At 38.7% G+C, this 18,707-nt stretch carries 12 protein-coding genes, 4 pseudogenes and 1 other annotated feature; of the genes and pseudogenes, 7 read left to right on the forward strand and 9 right to left on the reverse strand.

What is annotated here, in order from left to right:
• The first annotated feature begins 43 nt into the window (after window positions 1–43).
• The 7 genes from R2H34_RS07225 (at window position 44) to R2H34_RS07255 (ending at window position 9,820) form a co-directional block, all read left to right on the forward strand.
• On the forward strand, window positions 44–1,963 hold the full coding sequence (locus R2H34_RS07225) for a copper resistance system multicopper oxidase (RefSeq protein WP_087540643.1): 1,920 nt from the start codon (window positions 44–46) through the stop codon (window positions 1,961–1,963).
• Window positions 1,950–2,870 carry a copper resistance protein B gene (locus tag R2H34_RS07230; protein WP_042893405.1) on the forward strand — a complete coding sequence of 307 codons (921 nt, stop codon included), beginning with the start codon at window positions 1,950–1,952 and terminating at the stop codon, window positions 2,868–2,870. Before R2H34_RS07225 ends, R2H34_RS07230 begins: the two co-directional genes overlap by 14 nt.
• Before the next feature lie 45 nt (window positions 2,871–2,915).
• Window positions 2,916–3,377: a hypothetical protein gene (locus R2H34_RS07235; RefSeq protein ID WP_042893404.1), complete on the forward strand. Its 462-nt coding sequence runs from the start codon at window positions 2,916–2,918 to the stop codon at window positions 3,375–3,377.
• A 79-nt stretch (window positions 3,378–3,456) separates the two neighbouring features.
• Window positions 3,457–4,761 carry a TolC family protein gene (locus R2H34_RS07240; RefSeq protein WP_075696214.1) on the forward strand — a complete coding sequence of 435 codons (1,305 nt, stop codon included), beginning with the start codon at window positions 3,457–3,459 and terminating at the stop codon, window positions 4,759–4,761.
• The gene (locus R2H34_RS07245) at window positions 4,761–6,260 is read left to right on the forward strand and encodes an efflux RND transporter periplasmic adaptor subunit (protein ID WP_042893403.1); all 1,500 of its coding nucleotides are present in this window, start codon (window positions 4,761–4,763) and stop codon (window positions 6,258–6,260) included. The genes R2H34_RS07240 and R2H34_RS07245 overlap by 1 nt, the downstream gene beginning before the upstream one ends.
• Window positions 6,261–6,274: 14 nt before the next feature.
• Entirely contained in the window at window positions 6,275–9,421 is a 3,147-nt protein-coding gene (locus tag R2H34_RS07250; protein ID WP_087540645.1) for an efflux RND transporter permease subunit, read from the forward strand.
• Between the two features lie 33 nt (window positions 9,422–9,454).
• Window positions 9,455–9,820: a copper-binding protein gene (locus tag R2H34_RS07255; protein WP_004912811.1), complete on the forward strand. Its 366-nt coding sequence runs from the start codon at window positions 9,455–9,457 to the stop codon at window positions 9,818–9,820.
• Between the two features lie 112 nt (window positions 9,821–9,932).
• Here R2H34_RS07255 and R2H34_RS07260 read toward each other — a convergent pair.
• The 9 genes and pseudogenes from R2H34_RS07260 to R2H34_RS07300 all read right to left on the reverse strand — a co-directional run.
• Window positions 9,933–10,217, reverse strand: a pseudogene (locus tag R2H34_RS07260) (integrase); the annotation flags it as partial.
• A gap of 668 nt (window positions 10,218–10,885) precedes the next feature.
• Window positions 10,886–11,734 carry a hypothetical protein gene (locus tag R2H34_RS07265; RefSeq protein ID WP_042893393.1) on the reverse strand — a complete coding sequence of 283 codons (849 nt, stop codon included), beginning with the start codon at window positions 11,732–11,734 and terminating at the stop codon, window positions 10,886–10,888.
• Window positions 11,735–11,764: 30 nt separating this feature from the next.
• Window positions 11,765–12,438, reverse strand: a pseudogene (locus R2H34_RS07270) (TonB-dependent receptor domain-containing protein); the annotation flags it as partial.
• Between the two features lie 40 nt (window positions 12,439–12,478).
• Window positions 12,479–13,698 (reverse strand): IS3-like element ISAba29 family transposase gene (locus R2H34_RS07275; protein WP_318342272.1). Its coding sequence is split into 2 segments (ribosomal slippage): window positions 12,479–13,422 and window positions 13,422–13,698, totalling 1,221 coding nucleotides; the frame shifts between segments, so codons are not numbered across the junction.
• Window positions 13,307–13,423: a sequence feature (AL1L pseudoknot), on the reverse strand. It overlaps the preceding gene by 117 nt.
• 49 nt (window positions 13,699–13,747) lie before the next feature.
• Window positions 13,748–15,193: pseudogene (locus R2H34_RS07280) on the reverse strand (TonB-dependent receptor); the annotation flags it as partial.
• A gap of 97 nt (window positions 15,194–15,290) precedes the next feature.
• Window positions 15,291–16,406 carry a tetratricopeptide repeat protein gene (locus R2H34_RS07285; protein ID WP_042893738.1) on the reverse strand — a complete coding sequence of 372 codons (1,116 nt, stop codon included), beginning with the start codon at window positions 16,404–16,406 and terminating at the stop codon, window positions 15,291–15,293.
• Between the two features lie 56 nt (window positions 16,407–16,462).
• Window positions 16,463–16,702 carry a hypothetical protein gene (locus R2H34_RS07290; protein ID WP_318342538.1) on the reverse strand — a complete coding sequence of 80 codons (240 nt, stop codon included), beginning with the start codon at window positions 16,700–16,702 and terminating at the stop codon, window positions 16,463–16,465.
• 15 nt (window positions 16,703–16,717) lie between these two features.
• Window positions 16,718–18,211 carry a DUF4331 domain-containing protein gene (locus tag R2H34_RS07295; RefSeq protein WP_042893740.1) on the reverse strand — a complete coding sequence of 498 codons (1,494 nt, stop codon included), beginning with the start codon at window positions 18,209–18,211 and terminating at the stop codon, window positions 16,718–16,720.
• A 318-nt stretch (window positions 18,212–18,529) separates the two neighbouring features.
• Window positions 18,530–18,691, reverse strand: a pseudogene (locus tag R2H34_RS07300) (dihydroorotase); the annotation flags it as partial.
• Window positions 18,692–18,707: the final 16 nt, after the last annotated feature.

Genomic DNA, 18,707 nt, shown 5'->3' on the forward strand with positions numbered 1-18,707 from the left:
GTTTGCTTGAGCTCCCCATCTTTATATTAGATAGGTGAAATAAATGTCTAAAAAATTAAGTCATGTCCTTTTAATAGGAGTTGGTTTATTTTCATCAACTTGGGTAATGGCGGCAGTTAAAGAATATGATTTAACAATCGCTGAACAAACTGTAAATATCACAGGAAAACCAGTTGAGAGAATTACTGTAAATGGTAAATTCGTTGCACCACTTCTTGAATTTGAAGAAGGTGATGAGGCCGTTATCCGTGTTCACAATAAGTTAAAAAATCAGGACTCTTCAATCCATTGGCATGGCTTATTACTACCTGGAATTATGGATGGTGTACCTGGATTTAACAAATTTCATGGCATTGCCCCTAATAAAACTTATGAATATAAGTTTAAAGTCCGCCAAAATGGTACTTATTGGTATCATTCACATAGTAAAGGACAAGAACAAGACGGTTTATATGGTGCTTTTGTTATTTATCCTAAAGATAAAACTCCACTAACAGCTGCTGAAAAAACCGATAAAGATTACGTTGTTTTGCTTTCTGATTTTCATAATTCGACAAGTGATCAAATTATGAAAAATATTAAAAAAGAAGCAGACTACTATCAGAACCGCCGCGAAACAGTATTCGATGTATTAAAACAAGTTAAACGTGATGGGCTAAAAGCGACTTGGCAAGACCGTTCTATGTGGAATCAGATGCGAATGCTGAAAACAGATATGTCCGATGTGACTGGTTATACATTTTTAATGAATGGCAAAACACCTCAGCAAAACTGGACCGGTAACTTCAAAGCTGGTGAAAAAGTTCGCCTTCGTTTTATTAATGCTTCCGCTATGTCATTCTTTGATGTACGCATTCCAAACCTAAAAATGACTGTAGTCAGTGCTGATGGTCAACCTGTAAAGCCCGTTCCTGTAGATGAGTTCCGTATTGGTACTGCTGAAACCTATGATGTCATTGTGGAACCAAAACAAGCACATTACCAAATTGAAGCTGAATCTATTGATCGTACCGGTTTTTCAGTGGGAACATTACATGAAGAAAGCAGCCCAGCAGTCAAACAAATTGAGATGCCTAAGCCTCGTCCTCGTTCTTTATTGACTATGGAAGATATGGGAATGAATCATGATATGTCATCTATGAAAGGTATGGATCATGATATGTCTTCTATGAAAGGTATGGATCATGATATGTCTTCTATGAAAGGCATGAATCACGATATGTCTTCTATGAAAGGTATGGATCATGATATGTCTTCTATGAAAGATATGAATCATGATATGTCTTCTATGAAAGGCATGAATCACGATATGTCTTCTATGAAAGGTATGGATCATGATATGTCTTCTATGAAAAGTATGGATCATGATATGCCGATGAATAGCGCTACTGTTAAGTCGGCTTCAGACAAGAATGATAATACCGTATTTGGATGGGCAAATGCTTCAACACCCGTTGGTCAAAAAGCACTCCAGTATAGTGATTTACAATCTTTAAACCCTCAACCAGATACTCGTGCCCCTGAACGTGAAATTGAAATCCGTCTTGGTGGGAATATGGAGCGCTACATTTGGACAATTAATGGTAAGAAGTTTAATGAAACAGAACCATTCAAAGTGAAATATGGGGAACGTATACGCTTGAAATTTGTGAATGACAGTATGATGGCTCACCCAATGCACTTGCACGGTATGTTTATGCAACTAGAAAATGGCCAGGATGCTAGTAATATGCCAAATAAACATACTGTAATTGTCCCACCAGGTAAAACAGTTACAACCTTATTAACGGCAGATGAGTTAGGTGAATGGGCTATCCATTGTCATTTGCTCTATCACATGTCTGCTGGGATGATGAATAAGCTTATTGTTGCAAATGTCGATAGCAATAGTTCTGATTCAAAAGATGTTGTTGCTCAACCTATTAATAATGATAAGGGGGTAAATCAACATGCACACCACTAAAAAACTCTATTCTAAAACACTTGTATCTTTAGCCTTGTTAGGATTAACAAGTGTTGCCTTTGCCAATGATCCATCTACCGGAAATCTAGTAAATAGCTCTCAATCACAAAGTATGAGAGTGCTGTTAAAAGAACCAGGTGGGTTAGGTTATGCTGAAAGGAATACTTATCAAAAAACAACTTCTGGTAATGATGGAGATAATAGTACAGGGTTTGAAACTGTAATTTCCAATGGTCAGAACCATGATAAGCATCTTAAAGAACATGGTGGACAAATTTTTCAAACAACAAAGTTTGAGAATGAATGGACTGTGGATGAAGATGGTAAAGGTGCCTTAGGTTCAAAAATTGAAACTTTAATAGGTACAGATGAAAATCGCCTATTTATTGAAGCGAATTCGGATAAGTCAGAAAGCCATGACCCCAAATATGATGTGTCAGCACTTTATAGCCGCAATGTAGCACCTTTTTGGGATTTACAAGCTGGGGTGAGATACAGTGAAGATAAAAATAACAGCAACAGCGATCGAGTTGATGGTGTTATTGGGGTATTAGGGCTAGCTCCTTATTTCTTTGAAACCCAAGCTTATTTATATGGTGGGGAAAATAACTTTTGGGGAGCAAGTTTTGAAGTCGAACGTGATTTCTTGTTAACCCAGAAATTGATTACCCAACCTTACCTAGAAGTAGATGCTGTATTTAGTGATGATTCTAACTATGCTGCAAAATCAGGTTTATCAGAATTAAAAACTGGTATTAAAACGCGGTATGAGATAACTAAAAGAATCAGGCCTTTTATTGATGTGGCTTATCAATATGAAAAAGGACAAAAAGCTACCACTATGCAAGAAGCTACTGAGTCTGAAAAAGGTTGGAAATATGGTGCAGGTATCGAATTAGTTTTTTAAGGTAATATGACTTAGTATCATGAATGATAGCTTTGGCTATCATTCATGAAATTATTGCTATTTAATTTCAAATCTGTAAAACTAAAAAAGCTTAAATTTTGGTCTAAATCTATGCAGTGGTTAAAGACATGCCTATCGCTGTTTTTATCGTTTGCTATCCTGTTCGTCGGATCGGCTGCTGTTGCTTCGTCTGTACATAAGCGATGTTTAATGCCATCTGAACAGATGCAACCTATACCAATGGAAGCATCTCAAAATCAGGATACAATGCACACTGATTGTATGAAAGTAGAGACAAAGGCCAAAAAATCTTTACATGATCCATCCTGTATGTCTGAGCAGGAGTGCATTATGTCTTTTGCCAAGATTGCGTATACCCCTTCTCCGCAAGATTTTCTGTACGCAAAGGTGTTCCTTCCTATAGAGCGATCGGCTTTTTATTCTCTGGATCAAAACCTTCCTGCTCCTTTTCCTTCTGTTCTCTGGAAACCCCCACGCTCTATCTAATTTAATGATTCATCGTCATTCATAGCATTTTTATGGATGTTCTGCGCGTGCGCGTGTATATCATTTTAGAGCTAAAAATATGAAACTTTATAAAGAAAAGCTATCTCGCAGGGTGAGATGGCCGATAGGTGTGATCTGTTTTTCTCTGGTCTATGGCCAAGTCTATGCTCAGCCAATGACTCTGGATACAGCTTTGAAGCTTGCTGAGCAATATGCGCCTACCTTAAGAGCAAATAGTGCCCGGATTGAAGGGGCTAAGGATATGGTTTCAGCTTCAGGGATTTTACCCAACCCTAAACTATTTGTAGGTTTAGAGAATTACCCTGTATCCGGTGATGCGTCATGGTCAGTCACACAAGATGGCATGACCATGCAGAAAATTGGCGTTATGCAAGATTTTCCAAACCGCGCCAAAAGACAAGCCGAGGTCGAGTTAGCAAAAGCTGAATTGGGTTCAGTCACTGCTCAAACTGAGATTCTACGTATTGAGTTACGTCAAAAAGTTGCATCTGCTTGGTTTAAACGTTTTTATCTTGAGCGTAAATTGGCGCTATACGATGAACTGTTTTCAGAGAATCGATTACTTTCTCAGATGACCCAAACACAGGTCACCTCTGGTCGGACAATAGTTGCTGATGCACTTGATCCAAAACAAGAAGCCACGGTATTGCTTGACCAGAAGGATGATTTGCTTCGTGATTTAAATAAAGCCAAGCTAGAGTTGCATCGCTTGATCAGTGCAGAGCCTACCGAAAACCTTACTCAAATTGAAACCTTACCTGACCAAGCTCCATCCATCCATCTTGATACATCAAAGCTGTATCATCACTTGCATCAGCATCCTGAATTAAAAGCTTTTCAGGCTGAAAAGAAAACTGCTGAAGCAAAATTGAAACAAGCTCAAGCTTTACAAAAGCCTGATTGGGGGATTGAGCTTGCATACCAGCATCGTGCCCCAGAGTTTGGCGATATGATCGGTGTACAACTGACAACTGAGCTTCCTGTATTTTCAAAAAAACGTAGTGGTCCCCTCATTCAGGCAGCTTTAGCCGAACAAAACCGGATCATTGCCGATCAAGAAGTTCAATACCGTGAATATCTCACCATGCTGGATGATGGGTTATCTGATCTTGATGCGCTTGATCAGCAAATTAGACGTGCAATGCAAATAAGTATTCCACTCGCTAAACAAAAAGTGGGTTTACAGTTGGCAAGCTACCAAGCTGGTAAAAGCAATTTGTCCAATGTCATTACTGCCCGGCAAGCTCTTTTAGAACAACAGCTGCGACTTATTGATCTTCAACAACAACAAGCAATTACAACAGCACAACTTTATTTTGCCTTTGAAGAGCCGACCTTAAACCATGCTGAGGAGCAGCTATAATGTTAAGAAATAAATTGGCAATGACTGTCATGGGAGTTGCCACAATTAGTCTTGTCGTAGGTGGCGGTGCCGGATATTGGTTTGCTCATCAGGAAGAGGGTTCTCAATCGGCATTGGTAAGCCAGAAGCAGGATGCTAAAGTGCTTTATTGGTACGATCCAATGAAACCAGAACATCATTTTGATAAGCCAGGCAAGTCTCCATTTATGGACATGCAACTGGTACCTAAATATGCAGACGAAAATACTGCGATGACGGATGAAAGTCGTCCTACAGTCAAAATAGATCCATCTCTTCAACAAAATTTAGCCATCCGTTACGACACTGTTGAACAGGCTGTAATTGGAAATGCCATGTTTACTAATGGCATATTACAAGCAAATGAACGGCAAACAGCTATTTTACAAACTAGAGCAAGTGGCTTTGTTCAGCGAGTGTATGGGCATGCTGTTGGAGATATGGTGACCGAAGGAAGCCCTATAGCTGATATTTCAATACCCGAATGGACTGGAGAGCAAACTGAATTTTTAGCTGTGCTCCGTACTGGAGATCGTTCCCTTATTCAAGCAAGCCGTCAACGTTTGCAGCTTTTAGGAATACCACAAAATGTGATTCATCAAGTTGAGCGAACTCGTCGAGTGCAATCTAATATAACTTTGCAAGCTCCCATTAGTGGATTTATTGATTCACTAGAAGTCCGCAATGGTATGGCTTTGGCTATGGGACAAACCTTGGCCACAATTAAAGGTATCAACCCGATTTGGCTAGAGGCAGCCGTTCCTGAAAAACAAATTGCTGGAATCAAACGAGGTATGAGTGTAGAAGCCAATTTTGCTGCTTTTTCTCAAAAAGTAACTGGCAAAGTTATCGACATTTTGCCTACCTTAGATACAACATCAAGAACTATTAAAGTTCGGATTGAATTACCAAATCCTAGTGGTCAACTTAAGCCAGGGATGTTTGCTTCTGTCAATATAATAAATAATCCCCAAAGCAGTTTGGTTATACCAGAGCAAGCTGTTATACGGACAGGTACTCGGAATGTTGTCATTGTAGGGCATGAGCAAGGACGTTTTGAACCTGTTGTTGTACAGTTAGGTCAAAGTGATGGCAATAAAATTGCAGTCCTGCAAGGGTTGAAAGCTGGTCAGAAAGTAGTGATTTCAGGACAATTTCTGATTGATTCTGAAGCAAATTTGCAAGGCGTATTGGATAAGCTCAACACTGGGCAACCAATTGCATCATCTCAAACGATTAAGAGGTCAACATATCAAGGTCTTGGTAAAGTTGAAAAAGTCACAAATCAAGATATTACCATTTCACACCAAGCTATTCCTGAGTTGGGCTGGGGTGCTATGACCATGAGCTTTAAACAGCCCGTACAACCATTTACCCGAATTCAGCAAGGTGACCAGGTCCGTTTTGGGTTTACACATACTGGAGATGCTTACGTTATTTCTGACATTTCCAAGATGTCCATGACATCTATGAAGAACTAAACGGGAGAACCATTATGATCGCTCGTATTATTCGTTTTTCAATTGCGAATCGCATATTTGTTTTGTTGGCAGCTTTAGTTTTGGCAGCTTGGGGAACTTGGGCTGTAAAGAATACACCGGTTGATGCTTTGCCAGATTTGTCTGATGTACAAGTGATTGTCCGAACTAATTTTCCCGGTCAGGCACCACAAATTGTTGAAAATCAGGTGACCTATCCTTTAACAACAACCATGTTATCGGTGCCCGGTGTTAAAACTGTTCGCGGTTATTCTTTTTTTGGTGATTCATTTGTATATGTCATTTTTGATGAACATACCGATCTTTATTGGGCCCGTTCGCGTGTATTGGAATATCTAAATCAGATTCAGGGAAGAATTCCTGCAAATGCGAAATCTTCATTAGGGCCAGATGCCACAGGCGTTGGCTGGGTTTATGAATATGCGTTAGTTGATCCAACAGGACAACATGACCTTGCACAACTGAGAAGCATACAAGACTGGTTTTTAAAGTATGAACTAAAGACATTACCCAATGTGGCTGAAGTTGCCACGATTGGGGGAATGGTGAAGCAATATCAGGTTGTCTTAGACCCAAGCAAAATGGCGGCTTTAGGTGTTACACAAAACAATGTCATTGAAGCGATTCAAAAGGCTAATCAGGAAACTGGTGGTTCAGTCCTTGAAATGGCTGAAACTGAATATATGGTACGAGCTTCTGGTTATTTAAAAACTTTAGATGATTTTCGCCTGATTCCACTACGAACAAATAGTTTGGGTGTTCCTGTTTCTTTAGGTGATGTTGCAACAATTCAACTCGGACCGGAAATGCGTCGTGGTATCACTGAGCTGAATGGACAAGGTGAAACTGTTGGCGGTGTTGTGATTTTACGGGCCGGTAAGAATGCACGTGAAACGATTACTGCTGTGAAAGCAAAACTGGCTGAATTGCAACAAAGTTTACCTAAAGGAGTGCAAGTTGTTCCTGTATATGATCGCAGTAAACTGATTGATCGGGCAGTCGAGAATCTCAGTCATAAATTAATTGAAGAATTTATTGTCGTGGCTTTAGTCTGTGGACTTTTCCTCTGGCATTTACGATCAGCAATGGTAGCTATTGTTTCTTTACCACTTGGGATTTTGTCGGCTTTCTTAGTCATGTACTATCAGGGCCTAAATGCCAATATCATGTCACTGGGGGGGATTGCCATTGCTATTGGCGCTATGGTTGATGCAGCGGTTGTGATGGTTGAAAATGCACATAAGCATATAGAGACTTGGCAGCATGAACATCCCAATCAAGTATTAGAAACTCAAGCACGCTGGAATATTATTGCCCGTTCCGCCAGTGAAGTTGGTCCTGCTTTATTTTTCTGCTTACTTATCATTACCTTATCTTTTATTCCTGTTTTTACTTTACAGGCGCAAGAAGGACGTTTGTTCTCGCCTCTGGCGTTTACCAAAACCTATGCCATGGCAGCGGCAGCTGGTTTATCCATTACCCTGATTCCTGTTTTGATGGGTTATTGGATCCGCGGGAAATTACCCTCAGAACAGCGTAATCCATTGAACCGTTTCCTCATCAAAATATACCGACCTATGTTGGATCAGGTTTTAGCTCATCCAAAGACCACTTTATTTGGTGCGTTGCTAATTTTCCTTATTAGTCTTTTACCTTTAACTCGATTAGGTGGAGAATTTCTACCGAATATGGATGAAGGTGATTTACTGTATATGCCTTCAGCTTTACCAGGATTGTCCGCAGCTAAGGCCTCAGAACTGTTACAGCAAACAGATCGAATGATTAAAACGGTTCCAGAAGTTGCGACAGTATTTGGTAAAGCAGGGAGAGCTGAGTCAGCAACAGACCCTGCGCCTTTAGAAATGTTTGAAACCACGATTCAGTTCAAACCACGGTCTGAATGGCGCTCAGGTATGACACCTGACAAATTAGTAAAAGAACTGGATAAAGCAGTTCAAGTACCGGGTTTAACGAATATTTGGGTGCCACCTATTCGTAACCGGATTGATATGTTGGCAACTGGGGTGAAAAGTCCAATCGGGATTAAGATTTCAGCAAATGATCTGCAAGATATTGATCGGGTAGCACAGCAAATTGAACAAGTGGCTAAACAGGTGCCCGGAGTTAGCTCGGCTTTGGCTGAACGACTCACAGGTGGTCGATATGTTGATGTCGATATTAACCGTATGCAGGCTGCACGATATGGCCTCAATATCAACGATGTGCAGCAAATTGTATCATCTGCGATTGGCGGGGAAAATATTGGTGAAACTGTTGAGGGATTAGCAAGATATCCTATTAATGTACGTTATCCACGAGAGATTCGAGACTCATTGGAAGCTTTGAGAAATTTACCGATTGTAACTGAATCTGGACAACAAATTGTATTAAGTAGTGTTGCCAATATTCAAATTACAGATGGCCCTCCAATGCTAAAAAGTGAGAATGCTCGCCCAAGCGGTTGGGTTTATGTAGACGTACAGGGACGTGACTTAGCTTCGGTTGTGCAAGATTTGAAGCAGTCTATTGATCAAAAAGTAAAACGCTCCTCTGCCATGAGCATTAGCTATACAGGGCAATTTGAGTTTATGGAACGTGCTAATGCGCGTTTAAAAGTCATCATTCCAATTACATTGATGATTATTTTTCTACTGCTCTATTTGATTTTTAGACAAGTACAAGATGCAGTTCTGATTATGGCAACGCTACCTTTTGCTTTGATTGGTGGTATATGGGCCATGTATTTGAGCGGTTTTCACTTTTCAGTTGCGATTGCAGTTGGTTTTATCGCACTTGCAGGTGTTGCTGCTGAGTTTGGTGTAGTCATGTTGTTCTATTTGAAGCAAGCAGTTGAACATGCACAGCAAAACCTATCTTCTTCAACGACATCCTTAACGGAGCAACAACTCAATGATGCAATCCGAACAGGAGCTGTACTACGCGTTCGTCCTAAAGCCATGACGGTTGCCGTCATTTTGGCAGGCTTAATTCCTATACTTTTAGGGACTGGGACAGGTTCTGAATTGATGAGCCGTATTGCTTTACCGATGGTTGGAGGCATGATTTCAGCTCCGTTTTTATCAATGTTTGTTATCCCCGCTGCCTACCAACTTCTAATCAAAAGGAAACTATCAAAATCTTGATAGTTTTATTATTTCGTTCAAAGAGGTTTTATTATGTTTAAATTTATGAAAATTGTAGCTCTTGTTGCAACTATTGCTACGTTAAGCGCTTGTAGTAAAAATGAGGCATCAGAGCAAAAGAAAGCGGAAGCACCTATGGAGCAGATGAGTAAAGAATCATCTACAGCAATGACAGCTCAAGCTGTTGGCGTTATTACGGCTATTAATACGAAAGAAAATATTTTGACACTCAATCATGAGGCAATTGCAGCGATTAAATGGCCAGCAATGACAATGGGTTTTAAGGTTGCAGATCCTAAGTTGTTAAATGGGCTTGCAGTAGGGCAAAAAGTTGATTTTGAATTAAAAGCAGATGGTGAAATTTACACAATCGTAAGTGTTAAACCAGAAAACAAGTAATGTCAAAAGTATAACTAATATCAAGAGTACAGAGCCTGTAAAAAAATCTGTGTAATTCCCTTTAAAACGAATGCTTCAGCCATCTAAGGCTGAAGCATTCGTTTTATGATGTCTAGTTAAAGTGTGTACAACAGAATTCAGTCCAATCAGCCATTAAACCTTTACGTTTTTCAAGGTACCCTCCACGTAAGTAAAAAGCTTCAACTTCATCGGGAAGTTTATGGGCAAGTACATGCTCACAAACTTCACGTGGGTAATCAGTTTTATCGGCTGACCAGTCACGAAATATAGAGCGGAAACCATGTGTTGTAACAATACGATTCTGTTTAGGATCAATATGCCTAAGTAATTCTAAGATGAATTTATGTCTGACCAGCGTAGTTAAAGGCATGTTAGAAGTATTTTACGGGAAGTGATGATTATTGAGGTAGAATGATCAAGTCAATGAATTAAATTACTTTTAATCACTAAACGCAAAAAAGCATTGGTTGAATTTCTTGTAGTAAAAATTGCAGTAAAAAATTAAATTAAAATTTTTTTATTAATATTTATCAATAATTTGAGATCTGAATTTGACTGTCACCGCTTCCGCCAAATATCTAAAAGCCCTTGTTTTTACAAGGGCTTTTTTTTATCTATGCTTTTACCCCTCAACTTACCCCACATAAAATTTTGGATTGTAAAAATCTAAATAAGAATAATTCAAAAAGGTTCAGATACTCGTTGAATTTAACGATTTCTTGCAGTACAAGGAATCTGTAATGTGCTTCGTAATTGATGATGTGTATCGAAACTACAGGAAACTTTCACTTGGAAGTTTCTATGCAAATAATTTGTAAAAGTTCTCTGCCATTTGATTCGGTGTTTTAAAATCTAATCCATTTTTATCAGCACACATCAAGATAATATTGGTGGAAAAGCGGCTACTAATTTAATAGTAGTCGCTTTGTTCTTTCTATGGGTTTCGACTTCAGCTAAGCGCTTTTTGAAAATTTCTTAATACTTTCACCATTTTCGTATGGTTATTATTTTTAATCAAATTCAGATCGTTGAGAATTTAGGTTTTTAAACTTCGACCGTAAAAGAATAAGGTCTTTCATTCAGATTGCTATTTATAAAAATCGCGTCAAATGACATGTTTTCTAATAATGTTTTGAGGTTGTGATGTGTTTTGATTGAGTCAGCAGAAAGTTTAATAAGCACAATCAGATTGACGGGATCTATCATAAATTCAATCGTTGTCGGTTTAGTTTTGATAAGACTCAAATCATTTTCATGTAAAAGTTTTGTGATTTGTTGAGTGAGCTGATTTATTTGTAATTCATCATCTTTTGAAAGCGATGTCGTACTAAGCTCAATCAAAGTAGAGTAAAGCTCTAAATCTTTAGGATCATCAATGACATCGACCTTGTATAAACCTAATGACGCAGTTTCAGACTCCGAGATGGGAGATTGATTATCTTCCAAAAAATTTGTATCCATCGGTTTGATATTTGCTTGATACAGATTAGACACATCCTTTGCATCTTTGATGGCTTTTTTAGCTCTGTTTTGTGCATCTAATAATGGATCATATAAATTATTAGCCTCTATCATTTGTGTATCTTGAGTGAGATCAAAAAAATCGGGGACTTGATTTGCTAAATTGGTGCTGTCAGTCGAGGAGGCATCCAATCTTTTTGAATTCTGAGTCTGAAGTTGATTGACCGTTGATGGGGAGGGCTCAGAAGATATTCGCACTGTATCATTATTTGTTTTAATTGATGCAGAAACAAAAGTTACTTTCATAGTCGAAGTAATATCAGAACTATTTTCAGCATCAGGTTTTAAAAGTACGATGAGGATCGCAACATGCGCGATGATGCTAAAGAGAAATGCGCTCTGTGAAACATTTAGTTTGTTTTGAGACCACATAACTTTTCTCCTGAGCATTCATGTTGAAAATCAGAATAAATAACGTAAGGTCATTCTGAGGTTTCTTCCCTCAGTTGGATGGACATGCTTATCTAGAATACCTTCACGTTCAGTTGAGTTAGGCGAACATGCCGAATCTCCTAAATCCTGTCGGGCGCATGAAGCATAGTAGTATTCAATATCATTAATTTTTTGATCAAATACGTTGAACAATTCAAGTTGTGCTTGGAAGTTCTTATTAAATTGATAACTGCCTTGCAAGTTCACCAAAGTTGAAGAGTCTGAACGAACTGAATTATCCTCAATCAGTGGGCGTGAACCAAAATAACGTAAACGACCACCAAAGTTTAATTGGTCATTAAAATGGTATGTAAAACCAGCAGCGACAGTCTTTTCGATCGTACCTGGTATGTGGTTTCCTTCAATACTATGATTTTTAAATCTTGCTTTTGACCATGCCGCATCTAAATCGATGATCCACGCATCAGTAGGTTGATAGAACTGTGAAATTTCAATCCCTTGGCGTTACTTGGTCGACTAGCCTCCGTTGTACCTGCATCGCCAAGAAATACCAGTTCTGAATCAGATTCAAGTTGCCATAAAGCAATCGTACTCGTAAGTTCTGGAATAAAATTAGCTCTGAGTCCAATTTCAGAATTGATGGTTCTGACTAATGGCGAAACAGAATCAATTTTATTTAAATAGTGAACCGTACCGGGTTTATCGGAGACTTTTTTATTTAAGTTAGGCCACCTGACCTAACGGATTAATCTTATCATAGTACATTGCTTCAAACTCAAAAGGCGATACATAACCCAGTGCACTGTGTACACGCTTTTTGTTGAACCAATCTACCCAATTTAATGTCGCAAGTTGTACATCCGCTAAACCTTGCCAATCTGCTTTTAAATATTCAATCACCTCTGTTTTGTATAAGCCATTCACCGTTTCAGCCAGAGCATTATCGTATGAATCACCCGTTGTACCGACTGATGCTCGTAAATTTGCTGCTTCTAAACGATTGGTATAGCGAATGGAAAGATATTGCACACCTCTGTCGGAATGATGAATCACATTCTTTGGCATGCCTCGATCATGCAATGCTTGCTCCAGTGCATCAAGTACCATATCTGTATTCATCCGTGTTGATACTTTCCATCCAACAATTGTTCGCGAGAACACATCAATAATAAATGCGGTGTAGACCCAGCCTGAATGAGTTTGAATATACGTGAAGTCAGCGACCCACAGCTGGTCAGGATGATCTGCATTAAAATTGCGTTTTACTAAGTCATCTGCTCGTTTTTGATCATCTCGGCTACGGGTGGTTTGTTTATTCTTACCACGCCAAACACCTTGTATACCTAGCTTCTGCATCAATCGAGCAACTGTACAACGTGCGATAACATAACCTTCACGTTTCAATTGTTGCCAGACCTTACGCACACCATATCGACCTAAACTTTCTTTCCAAATACGTTTGATTTGCTCTGCATGATGTAAATCATGCAGAGCACGTTTCGCTCGATGTTCTGGGTTATCAACGAGATCTAAAGCCCGATAATAGGTCGAAGCTGCAATCGGTAAAATTCTACAAATCGCTTCAACACCATATCGATCTTTATTGTTCTGGATAAAATCCACCATTATTTGTGTGGGCGGTCGAGCTCCGCCTGGGCGAAAAAAGCGGCTGCTTTGCGTAGAATTTCATTGGCACGCTTTAATTCTTTAATTTCACGTTCCATTTGCTTCATTTTTTCTTGGTCAGATTTCTGTTGTACTTTGGCAGGATTTAGTTGATCCATATGCTTTAAATACCAAACACGCAATGTTTCAGGAGTACAACCGATTTTAGGAGCAATAGCTGTGATTGCTGCCCAAGTAGAAGGATAATCTTTTTCAGATTCAATTAGTAATTGAACCGCTCTTTCTCTAATTTCGGGGGTATAGTTTGGTTTTTTCATCGGAATAGTCTCTCAGAATATTGAGTCTCCGACAAACCTGGTACGGTTCATAGTTACTGTCTCTTGGATCGATATTTAAGCGAGTTGTGGTGCCTCTAGCATCATTGCTATGAAATCCATAAGCATAATTCAGATAATATTCAACATTTTTCCAAGGACCTAAAACCATGCTCAGTTTAGGGCTAAGAATGTGGTCAGTTTCATTACCCATATTTTCTTTGCGATCTGAATTAACATCAAAAGAATAAAAATCACCACGTACACCGAAAATGGTCTTTAACCAAGGTTGCCAACTGGTTTGATTCTGCCCCCAAATACCAAAAGAGAACTCTTGAATATCATCTTGGCGAATTGTGCGGAAGCGTTGACGGTTTTCAGTTTGATAAAGCCCGATATCCGCGATGTAGTCATATCTAAAAGAGCTGCCATATGTATTTAAAACGTCTCTATCTTGCCAAACCGTAGCCCAACCTTTCTGATACTTTGCACCGAGCGTTGTGCGTTCCTCCGCTTGTTCAAATTGATTCCCTCGTATTGGATCATTAAGAAAATAACTAAAATCAGAAAATAAGTTCAGCTTGTTATAAACGGCATATGATGAAAGTTCAGAGAATTGTTTTTCATCATGATTCTTTGAATTGTACCAGAGTGCAGTTCTTGAGGATTTTCCACCGTCGCTGGTATTTAGGCTGCCAAATCGATCAATATCCCCACTGTCAATTAAACGCTCGGGGATTTGATCAGTTGCATCCCATTTAGACTGGTAATGTTGAAAAGCAATGGACTTATTTTTACTGTGGTCTCCGCTAAAGTATTTTAGAAATACATTTTGTTTGGATAAATTCTCAGGATTTATCCATGGTCCATCGTTATTTAAATTTTCAATCGCAGCAATAATTTCACCATTCTGCAGTTGCAGATTGCCAACACCTAAAACTCTAAGTAAATCATTTTTTCCTAGCGTCATTTGTACATATGGACGATCTAATGAATGAATACTTGAAATTTTCGCAGTACCAGCCGAAGCGAAATCACCATCATCAATTGATGTTGCACCTTTATGATATTGGATCGTTTCAATCAGTTCTGGAATCAGAAAATTTAAATCGGTATAGCCTTGTCCATGTGCATGACTGACCATATTGATAGGGATCTCATCAAATGAAGTGGCAAAGTCGGTACCATGATCTAAGTTAAATCCACGTAGGAAAAACTGATTTGCCTTACCTGTACCGCTGTGTTGCGTTACGATGACTCCTGGTATCGTTTCTAGTACTTCACCAGGTCTAGAGAGTGGGCGAGTTTGAATTTGTTCTTGAGAGATCGTACCTTGAGAAGCAGTCGTAGCGATACCAAATGACTCATCTGTAGAAGATGAAGCTGAGAGCTTGATCGTCGGAAGACCTAGAATAAGTTCACCACCTGCATAAGTCATTTGACTCAAGTAAAAGTGGCTACTACTCATCAAAAGTAAAGAAATGATCTTTTTTTTCATTTTTTTTCACTTATATAATTTTATGGTTTAGCTTAATTTTTTTGCTGTGAAATCACTGTGAATCGTAACGATTAAAATCATTTATATTAAAAAAAAATCAAAGCACAGCAACCATTTGTTTTAAACGTGGAAGATAAGTTGGATTTTGATAACCTGTGATCGTGCTCCAACGCAACAGTTTTTCAGCGCTTATACGGTCTTGGCTTGCGAGTGCAAGTTCTGCATAAACCTCAAAATCCTCATTTTCTCTTTGCATATCCCAGTTTTTCGCAGCGATCTTGAGACCTTCTTGGTATTGTTTTGATACCCAAAGATATTGTGCTTGTTCTCTTAAATGGATGTGATCTTGCTCTTTTAATAAGGTTTGAACACGCAAGCTTAACTCACTCAGGTCTTTATTTGTTGAGTGATCACCTAGTTTCTGTTTCGCTAAAATAATTCGATAAAGAGCACCATCATGATAACGATAGGGTTCTAAGATCTTTAATGCCGTTTGATATTGTTGTTGAGCGATATACCAATTTGCTTTGGCGAGAGTATTAGGTAGGTTATCTGTTGCAAGTAAGGGAATAGCTTGCGTCGCAACTTGTTGGTCATTAAATCGTGTGGCAACTTCAAGAAAAATATTTCCAAACCACTGTTTGTCATTTTTACTAAGTCGTGAAGTCGCTTTTAAAAGCTCATCTGCTTTAGGTTTTAAATCTGAATAACTCTTGGTCATTGCCTCAACTTGGAGGATACAGCCAGCTTGATACCATTTGACTTCGGAATCATTTAGTTGATTGCATAAGCTAAGCGATTGATCGAATTGACCTTGAAGTCTGTAAATATTTGCGAGCTGTAAAATAGCATCATATTGGTTTGGCTGGGATTTCAGTATTTCTTTTAGAGTTTTTTCTGCTGTACTAAAATCATGGTTAGCCTGCGCTAATCGAGTTGCCAATAATTTATTTTCCACATCGGAAGGATTTTTACTGGTTTTCATTAGGTTTTCAGCTTGTTCCAATAAATCACCATCGCCACGAGCATATGCTTTTTCGAGTAATACGGTCACAATTTGGTTTCTCACTGTATCGTTATAATGATTATTCAAACTGCTTTGATTGTTTGTAAGTTCTGAGCTTGTATTTTTATGTTGATGTTTAGGATGTGCATGCACAGGACCAAAGTAACTAAGTACTAAAACAGCAAGGGTAAGTTGGCGGATTAACATTTAGAAAAACTCCTAAAAAAGCCCTTAGTTAGTTAATCTAACCAAGGGCTTTCGTTTTAAAATTTAACTGCTACAGGTTCAGCTTTGTTATCTATGGTTGTTTCTGATATCGCAGTCAGAGTTTTTGGTTCAGCTTGTTCAAAGTTGCTTTGCGATTGGTTGGCCAATATCAACGTTTCTTTCAGTACAGCATCACCTTGAGATTGGTTGTTATTGTTGGGTTTAGATTTATTATCATCGCCACCACATCCGCTTAATCCAATTGCAACCATGAACAACAGCATATATTTTTTCATGGTGTTTACTCCTGATTATTTGCTAGCTGTATTAAACGGTGAGCCCGATACTGGAGTATTTAAATAAGGGAATGTTGTACCGAACTGTTGCGGTGATTGTAACGCGCCATCAGTGAAACTAATTCCGCCAGCTTTGGCATCAGTTGCTTTACAACCTACGGCAGTATTTACACCATCAATCGTACACAACAAGCCCATAGCAACTCGAAGCTCAATATCTACAACATCATCACCAGGGCGACGACCATTTGGGAAACCAGCAGTATCACCACCAATGACGCCTAAACGACTTTGCTTGTCTTTTGTTGTCGGTGCGATTGCTGTATTCAAACGTAGCATCTCAGACGCTTTCACATTTTTTGGTTGATTGAGACCAGGAATACCCAATAAGAATGCATTCACTAAGTCTGTACGTGGGAAGTTGGTTGGTGCTACAACAGCGCCGCCTGTGGCATCTTTAAACAGAACTTCAATTAAAGTTGGTAGTGCTGGATTAGTAACATAATCAGCAAATTGACCATCATTGGCTGGCTTGCTAGCATTGAATTTGTCTTTGTCTTTTAAGCCGATCACAACCTCATTGACTAACGGCATACCCAAACGTGAAACTTGAGTCCATGCACCACCAACTTTTGATGCGCTGTTCAAGTTGCTATCAGGATTTGGATTTAATAAGGTTGCTTGAGGTAAGCTCGCAGTCGTCCAACCACCAATCACAGTATCGTTTGTTGACACTAAACATGATTGTGGAACTTCAAGAGCGATCGTCGTGACGTTTTTATCAGCAATTGTATTTAAGCCTTGATCTTCAGCATTGACACCAGAAGGTGCAAGTTGAGTGGCTGGAATTTTGATATTGACTAAGTCAAATACTTCTCCCAAGTTCACCGCAAAAGATTCTTGGCGTTGACCAACGAAAACTTTACCTGAACCACAGCTTCCGAAATTCACGTTTTGAACAAAAGTATCTGCATAAGCTTGATAGTTAGGAATAGATTTTGTTCCTACATTATCAAATGGTTTTTTGAAAGTGCCGAGTACATTACGATCACCTTTGCGACGATCTCCTTTAATCATCGTCACTGTGTAGGTTTCAGCAGTATTTTGGGCTGAACTACCGTCATTGGTAATCTTGCCGATATTAGATAATGGTACAGAAATATTTTTGCCGCCCACTGGAACTTGAAGGTCTTTTAATTCTTGGTTGAATTTGAATTGAAAGGTGATATCTTCTTGAGCATCGCCATTATTGTCTATATGGATTTCGTATAATGCTTTTGAATCAAGAGAAAAGTAGTTCGGGCCGCCATAGGCATCTTGAAGTGGTTGATAATTGGCTAATAATGTAACGTAGTTACTGCGCCCAGATTCATAGCTTTTAAACATATAAAAATCTGTAGCATCTACTTTTGGTAGCTTAGTGATTGAGGGTGCTTCTCGGTGACTTGAAGCAAATGTGGTTGCACTAAAGCTACTTAGCAAGATTGCAATAAGTAGGCGAGAGTCCATAGAGTATCTCCTTGATCACTTTTTTGATCTTAGGTTTTAATTTTTGATAAGTTGTTATGGGTCTTATGCTTTTCCCTAATTTGAAAAGTAGTTATATGCATTAGACATTTTAGTTTTACAGATCAGCTTGTGAATTTTGTGTGATGCACTTAACATATTTTCTTATGTGATTGATTTTTATATTTTAAATAGTTTTTTAGTTTATACGTTAATAGCCTAAGTTGATGATCAAATCAGGCAGGAAAATATTGAATCTATGAAATGAGATCAGTAAATTTTAGTTTCATTGATCTCTAAAAATATAAAATCATCCCTTGTTTAACGATTAATTTCTAATGCTTGTCGACGACAATTTAAGAATAACTGATTTTGATGCCACGCCAGTTGCCCAGAAACAATGGTGGTATCAACTTCATAACGAAAGGTTTTATCTTGGAATGGAGTCCAACCACATTGCATATAATTTTTTTCTTTGTACACGACAAAAAAAGATAAC

It is taken from the genome of Acinetobacter sp. 16 (genome assembly GCF_033439925.1).
GTDB classification, from domain to species: Bacteria; Pseudomonadota; Gammaproteobacteria; order Pseudomonadales; family Moraxellaceae; genus Acinetobacter; species Acinetobacter junii.

What these genes read in the sequence shown, in the direction of transcription:
- R2H34_RS07225 (WP_087540643.1), top strand. Translation starts at nt 44, where the DNA reads ATGTCTAAAAAATTAAGTCATGTCCTTTTAATAGGAGTTGGTTTATTT.
- R2H34_RS07230 (WP_042893405.1), top strand. Translation starts at nt 1,950, where the DNA reads ATGCACACCACTAAAAAACTCTATTCTAAAACACTTGTATCTTTAGCC.
- R2H34_RS07235 (WP_042893404.1), top strand. Translation starts at nt 2,916, where the DNA reads ATGAAATTATTGCTATTTAATTTCAAATCTGTAAAACTAAAAAAGCTT.
- R2H34_RS07240 (WP_075696214.1), top strand. Translation starts at nt 3,457, where the DNA reads ATGAAACTTTATAAAGAAAAGCTATCTCGCAGGGTGAGATGGCCGATA.
- R2H34_RS07245 (WP_042893403.1), top strand. Translation starts at nt 4,761, where the DNA reads ATGTTAAGAAATAAATTGGCAATGACTGTCATGGGAGTTGCCACAATT.
- R2H34_RS07250 (WP_087540645.1), top strand. Translation starts at nt 6,275, where the DNA reads ATGATCGCTCGTATTATTCGTTTTTCAATTGCGAATCGCATATTTGTT.
- R2H34_RS07255 (WP_004912811.1), top strand. Translation starts at nt 9,455, where the DNA reads ATGTTTAAATTTATGAAAATTGTAGCTCTTGTTGCAACTATTGCTACG.
- R2H34_RS07265 (WP_042893393.1), bottom strand. Translation starts at nt 11,734, where the DNA reads ATGTGGTCTCAAAACAAACTAAATGTTTCACAGAGCGCATTTCTCTTT.
- R2H34_RS07285 (WP_042893738.1), bottom strand. Translation starts at nt 16,406, where the DNA reads ATGTTAATCCGCCAACTTACCCTTGCTGTTTTAGTACTTAGTTACTTT.
- R2H34_RS07290 (WP_318342538.1), bottom strand. Translation starts at nt 16,702, where the DNA reads ATGAAAAAATATATGCTGTTGTTCATGGTTGCAATTGGATTAAGCGGA.
- R2H34_RS07295 (WP_042893740.1), bottom strand. Translation starts at nt 18,211, where the DNA reads ATGGACTCTCGCCTACTTATTGCAATCTTGCTAAGTAGCTTTAGTGCA.